The organism is Phenylobacterium sp. (assembly GCF_037138395.1).
In the GTDB taxonomy this organism is placed as follows: domain Bacteria; phylum Pseudomonadota; class Alphaproteobacteria; order Caulobacterales; family Caulobacteraceae; genus Phenylobacterium.
Map to the genome: position 1 here is coordinate 1 of NZ_JBAXIM010000148.1, position 6,143 is coordinate 6,143.

The window sequence follows — 6,143 nt, forward strand, 5'->3', positions numbered from 1 at the left end:
AGGGCACCGCCATTGGCGGTCAGGTTGACCGTGGAGGACCCGGTGACGGCAGCCAGGCCCACGCCCTGGCCCCCGGTCACGGTAAGGGCGCCCTGGGCGGTAAGGGTCGAGGACAGCGAGACGGAGTCCCGGGCCGTGATGTTGACGGCGCCCGCCGTCGAGGAATTCACGCTTGCCGCCGTCAGGGAGCCGCCGTTGGCCTGGAGGTTGACCGCTCGCCCGACCAGGGCGACGGGGGCAGAGATCGCCCCGCCGCTGACGATCGAAAGGCTGCCCGAACCGGCCTGCGTATTTGTAACGGCCGCTCCAAGCGTTACGCCCTGCGACCCATAGAGCGTCACGCCGTTGGTGCCGGTAATCGTAGCGGAGCCCCCGGTGGCCAGGGTTCCGCCATTCGCGTTGACCGTGACCGCGCGGGCATTGACGGCGCCGGAGAGGGTGACGCCCGTCGCTCCGTTAACCAGCAGCTGGCCGCTGGTGAGGTTGGACACGGCGCCGCCGAGGCTGATGGCCTGAGCCGCCGTCAGGGTGATGCCGTTGGGGCCGGTCAGGGCGCCCGCCGCAGACGTCGAGATCCCGCCGGTCGTCGCGGTCAGGTTCAATGTGGAGGCGGTCACGGCCGCAGTGGTCGATATGCCGCCGCCCGCCAGCAGGGTCAGTCCGCCGGTCCCCGTCCCGCTGATCGCGGCGTTGACCAGGACGTCCCGGTAGGCGTCGAGGGTCAGGGAGCCGGAGCCTGTCCAGTTGATGGCCGCGGCGACGATGATGTCGCCCGGGCCGATCGCCTGTGAGCCCACGCCGACGGCGCCCGTGGCGGTCGTCTGCTGAATGACATTGGTGCCGGCGTTTAGCGCCGAAGCGATGGTCGAGGCGGCGGGGGCGTCGATCGTCAGGTCGACGGGGTCCACCAGCCAGCGGCCGCCCTCACCGGCGCGAATGACCGCGTCGCCGATGATCATCAGGTGGCCGGAGGTCTCCACCCGCCCGCCGCCTGTGGGACCGCCGGCAAGGATGCGGGCGCCCGAGGCGATGGTGGTCACGTCCGACAGGCCTGTCGCGGGTGCCGTGACGCCGACGAGGACGTTCCCGCCCGAATTCCCGGTGGCGTCCAGGACGGCCGAGCCGCCCACCGTGACCTTGCGCCCGGACAGGGTGATGTCGCCGCCGGCCTCGCCCTTCGTCGAGCGGACACCGCCGTCGACACGGACCTCGCCCTCGGGAGCGGACAACCAGACCTCGCCGCCGGACTGGCTGACGCCGGTGGCCTGAACGGTTCCCGCGCGGTTGCCGGCCAGGACGTAGACGTCGCCCCCGGCGGACTGGAGCGCTGCGGCCGCGGCGTCGATCCGGCCAGAGACCGTGACGTCGCCGTTGCCGCCTGAGCCTGCCGCGACATAGAGCCCGCGGATGCCCTGGCCAGGCGCAATGACGACCGTGTCCGCGGCGGCCAGGCCGGCAAGGCCGGATCCCGCAGAGATTTCCCCGTCGTTGAGCACCGAGGCGCCCACCAGGAAGACGTCGCCGTCGCGGGAGATGATCCTACCAAGGTTAACCACCCCGGCGTCCGTCTGTCCCCGGGCCGTGAACGGACCGCCGGCGAGGAAGTCGGTGTTCGAGATATCGCGTGTCAGGAGGCCGATGGCGCCGCCGGCAAGGATGCGCCCCTCGCCGCTGACCACCACGCCCTGGGGATTCACCAGGTAGACCGAGCCTGTGGCGCTGAGCGTCCCGCGGATCACCGACAGCTGGCCGCTGGTCACCCGGTTCAGGGTGGCGCCCTGGCCATTGAGGATCGAGACTGCGCCGCCCTGCCCGATGGAGAAGGTCCGCCAGTCGATGATCCCGCGGGCGGAGGTCTGCTGGACCTGCAGGTTTCCGGCAATGGGCGGGCCTATGACCCCGGAGCCTGCCGCAAAAGCGCCGTCCGTCGGAAGCTCGGGAGACCCTTCGGCGAGGGCGCTGCCCGCGAGGCCCGCGAAGACGCCAGCGAGAAGAAAGGATTTCAGTTTATGGTAACGGGGGGGTGTTAGCGAGCGGGCAGGCCTCAGCGCGAGCGCAGTCGTCTCAACGTCCTCACCGGACGATCCGGACCCGTAAAGCTGAACTGCCACTGCCGCACGCTACCTTAGAAACTAGCCTCCGCCTGCAATCCCGCGGCTTTGGCGCTTCACCAATGCCCTCCGAATCCTCAATTTCTACGAAATGTAAATAGTTAACGAACCCTTAGGTTGCATTTCCTGTCGCATGTCTCCGCCTTGCCGTCCTGGGGAACCAGGGGGCGTTGGGCTTCCCGGTGGGCGGCGGGAGAACCGTCAAGCGGTCTCGGAAACCAAACGGCGGGCCGCGACGGTCACGCTTTCGACCGACAGGTCCATCATGTGACAAATCGCCTGATTGAGGTCCGGATCCAGGGTTTGGATCTGGTCGAGGGTGCGGGGCCCCCTGAGGACCCGGCCCTTCTGCCCCCAGGGGGCGTAGGCCCGCGCGTCCGATGGCCCGAAAAGCCCCAGGGTCGGGGCGCCGGAGGCGGCGGCGAGATGCATCAGGCCGGAATCATTTCCAATGAAGAGACGCGCAGACCCGAGGGCGGCGTGAAGGGTGACCAGGTCTGCCTTGCCGACCAGGTCTATCAAGCGCGCCCGGGGCACGACCGCACGAAGGGTTGGCAGGACGCTGGCGTCCTGGGGACCGCCGGCGATCAGGAGCCGGCCGCCCTCCAGGGGTCCGCCGGCCCCGAGCAGCTGGATGGCGACCTGGGCGAACCGCTCGACGGGCCAGGTCTTGCCGACCCAGTTCGCAGCGGGACCGAGGGCGAGGATCGGCCCCTGCCCGGCCACCAACTCGGCCGCCCGGCGGGCTGCGGCCTCGCCGACGTAGATGTAGGGCGCAGGCGGATCGTCCTGGAGGCCCAGGACCCGGGCGGCCTCGATGACCTTGTGGACGATCGGTCCGGCGACCCGGTGGTAAACGGCCCGCTTCCGACGATTGAGCAGGCTGCTGATGGCGGATCCCCGGAGGTCCACCACAAGGCCCCAGGACTTCCGCCTGACCGTATTCCAGAGCCGCAACCAGTGCCCACCGTCCCGGGACTTCTCAAAAGGGATCAGGGTCTCCAGGCCCGGGACGTCCTCGAACAGGGGCGCAGCCGCCGGTCCGGCCACGATGGTGAACCGGGCGCCCGGTATTTCCTCGGAGAGCCTTCGGATCAGACCCGAGGACAGGACGGCGTCGCCGATCCGCGTGGCGGTTATGAAGAGAATCGGAAAGGGCGGAGGCGACATTGCAGACAAATAGTCCCAGGCTATGGAAGGCTCCAGCCGCCGGAGGTTTCCCGCCATGACATTCTGCGTCCACCTTGCCCACAGGGCCCTGGTCGAGGTGTCGGGTCCAGACCGCACCAGCTTCCTGCAGGGCCTCCTCAGCCAGGACGTCGAGACCCTCGCCCCGGGGGAGGTGCGCTACGGTGCCCTGCTGGCGCCACAGGGCCGGCTGCTCTTCGACCTCCTCGTCATCGGCCGGCCAGAGGCGATCTGGCTGGAGGTCGAGGCTGCGCGCCGGGACGACATGCTCGCCCGGCTGCGGATCTACAAACTCAGGGCCAAGGTTGAGATCCAGCCTCTGGACGCGGAGGCCTGGGTCGCCTGGCCGGATGCACCTGGCCCGGACTGGGTCGCCGATCCCCGCCGACCCGGTCTGGCCTTCCGGGCCTGGGGGCCGGACCCGGTGCCCGAGGCGACCGTGGGCCAGGAAGACTGGCGCCGCCGGCGTCTGGAGTTCGGGATCGGCGACGCCGAGGATTTCGACTTCGACCGGGACTATCCCATCGAACTCAACTTCGACCTGGTCGGCGGGATCGACTTCGCCAAGGGCTGCTTCGTGGGGCAGGAGACGACATCCCGGATGAAGCGCCGGGGGCAGGTCCGTACCCGCCTCCTGCCCCTGCGTTTCGAAGGCCCACCGCCCCCTCGGGGTGCCGAGGTCCTGCGCGGCGACCTGCGAGCGGGCGAGGTTCGCTCGGGCGTCGACGGCCTGGCCCTGGCCCTCCTGCGGCTGGACCGCATTGACGGCGACCTGACTGTGGACGGCAGACCCGTCCGGGCCGATCCGGTACCCGGGGCGACGCCCTGAAGCCGCTTCACCTTGCTGCTGGCAGGCTGGCGCTGCGACGGTGGCGGCATGTCTGACGGTCTGATTCGTTGCAGCTGGCGCGGTATGGCGGGGGATCCGCTGTACGAGGCCTACCACGACCAGGACTGGGGTGTGCCGGAACGCAGCTCCGAGGCGCTCTGGGAAAAGCTGGTCCTCGACGGCTTCCAGGCCGGCCTCGCCTGGATCACGATCCTACGGAAGCGCGAGGGCTTCCGCACCGCCTTCGCAGGTTTCGATCCCGAGATCGTGGCGCGCTTTGGCGAGACCGACCGGGCCCGGCTCCTGGCTGATGCGGGCATCGTCCGGTCCGCCGCCAAGATCGACGCCGCCATCTCGAGCGCCCGGATCTTCGTCGACATGCGAGAGGCCGGGGTGGATTTCTCGGACTTCCTCTGGGGTTTCACCGGTGGACGACCGATCCAGACCTTCGCTGAAGGCCCCCAGGACGTGCCCGCCGAGACTCCCCTCAGCCGGGAGATCGCCGCCGCCCTGAGGGCCAGGGGCTTCCGGTTCGTCGGGCCGGTCATCGTCTATGCCTTCATGCAGGCCGTGGGCATGGTCAACGACCACCTGGTGACCTGCCACCGCCACGGACCCGTCCTGGAGATGGGCCGGTGACGTCCCGCAAGGGTCCGGACCTCAGCCTTGAGGCGGACCATCCCTGGCCCGTCTGCGGCGTGGACGAGGCCGGTCGGGGTCCCTGGGCCGGCCCGGTCAGCGCCGCTGCCGTCATCCTCGACCCGGCCCGCACGCCTGAGGGCCTGAACGACTCCAAAAAGCTCAGCGAGCGCCGTCGCCAAGCCCTGGAGGTCGAGATCAAGGCCAGCGCCCTGGCCTGGGGGGTCGGCTTCGCCAGCGTCGAGGAGATCGCCGAGCTCAACATCCTCCAGGCCACCGGCCTGGCCATGCGGCGGGCGGTGGAGGCCCTGGCGGTGGCGCCGGCCTTCATCCTTGTCGATGGATCCTACCGCTTCGACCTGCCAGCGCCCGTGCGGCCGGTGGTCAGGGGCGACAGCCTGTCCGCCTCGATCGCTGCCGCCTCCATCCTGGCCAAGACCGCCCGGGACCGGGTGATGGTCGAGCTGGATCAGGCCTGGCCGGGCTATGGTTTCGCAGCCCACAAGGGCTACCATGCGCCCGTTCACGTGGAGGCCCTGCAGCGGCTGGGACCCTGCCCCGCACACCGGATGAGCTGGGCTCCGATCCGGGCGCTATTGAATTCAACGGGTTAACGCTACATTTACCGTGTTTGTAAACGAAGCCTCAACCACGCACAGCGAGGATTCCGAATCCGGTTTGCGAGCACAAAGGGCTGGGCGTGACCCCCAATTCCATTATCCAGGCCGACACCATTCTCCAGGGCGACTGTATCGAAGTCCTGAAGGGCCTCCCCGACCGATCAGTGAACCTGGTCTTCGCTGATCCGCCCTACAACCTCCAGTTGGGCGGCGACCTCCTACGGCCGGACAATTCCCGCGTGGACGCCGTCGATGACGACTGGGATCAGTTCGAAAGCTTTGCCGCCTACGACGCCTTCACCCGGGCCTGGCTGACGGAGTGCCGGCGCGTGCTGAAGGACGACGGTGCCCTCTGGGTGATCGGCAGCTACCACAACATCTTCCGGGTCGGGACGGTGCTTCAGGACCTGGGCTTCTGGATCCTGAACGACGTGGTCTGGCGCAAGACCAACCCCATGCCGAACTTCAAGGGCACGCGCTTCACCAATGCCCATGAAACCCTGATCTGGGCGGCCAAGGGCCGGGGTGCCAAGCGCTACACCTTCAACTATGACGCCATGAAGATGGCGAACGACGAACTTCAGATGCGTTCGGACTGGACCTTTCCCCTCTGCACCGGAGAAGAGCGGCTAAAGGACGAGACCGGCGCCAAGGCCCACCCCACCCAGAAGCCCGAGGCCCTGCTGCACCGGGTCCTGTTAGCCTCGACCAAGCCCGGCGATATCGTTCTTGATCCCTTCTTCGGTACGGGCACGA

General features: G+C 68.7%; 6 protein-coding genes. 4 read left to right on the forward strand and 2 right to left on the reverse strand.

Annotated features, from left to right (window positions below; all coding sequences use genetic code 11):
* Positions 1-2,111, reverse strand: a 2,111-nt coding sequence (locus WCJ52_RS10830; protein ID WP_336903320.1) for a filamentous hemagglutinin N-terminal domain-containing protein, incomplete at its 3' end; no start/stop codon positions are given.
* Between the two features lie 201 nt (positions 2,112-2,312).
* Positions 2,313-3,338, reverse strand: a complete 1,026-nt coding sequence (locus WCJ52_RS10835; protein WP_336903321.1) for a glycosyltransferase family 9 protein — start codon at positions 3,336-3,338, stop codon at positions 2,313-2,315.
* On the opposite strand from WCJ52_RS10835, the gene WCJ52_RS10840 reads away from it, so the two are divergent.
* The 4 genes from WCJ52_RS10840 to WCJ52_RS10855 form a co-directional block, all read left to right on the forward strand.
* Entirely contained in the window at positions 3,337-4,128 is a 792-nt protein-coding gene (locus WCJ52_RS10840; protein WP_336903322.1) for a folate-binding protein, read from the forward strand. The genes WCJ52_RS10835 and WCJ52_RS10840 overlap by 2 nt on opposite strands.
* Before the next feature lie 48 nt (positions 4,129-4,176).
* Positions 4,177-4,767, forward strand: coding sequence for a DNA-3-methyladenine glycosylase I (locus tag WCJ52_RS10845; RefSeq protein ID WP_336903323.1), 591 nt, complete (start codon positions 4,177-4,179; stop codon positions 4,765-4,767).
* Positions 4,764-5,381 (forward strand): ribonuclease HII, encoded by a 618-nt coding sequence (locus WCJ52_RS10850; RefSeq protein WP_336903324.1) that lies wholly within the window; start codon positions 4,764-4,766, stop codon positions 5,379-5,381. Before WCJ52_RS10845 ends, WCJ52_RS10850 begins: the two co-directional genes overlap by 4 nt.
* A 101-nt stretch (positions 5,382-5,482) precedes the next feature.
* On the forward strand, positions 5,483-6,143 hold a 661-nt coding region (locus WCJ52_RS10855), incomplete at its 3' end, for a site-specific DNA-methyltransferase (protein ID WP_336903325.1).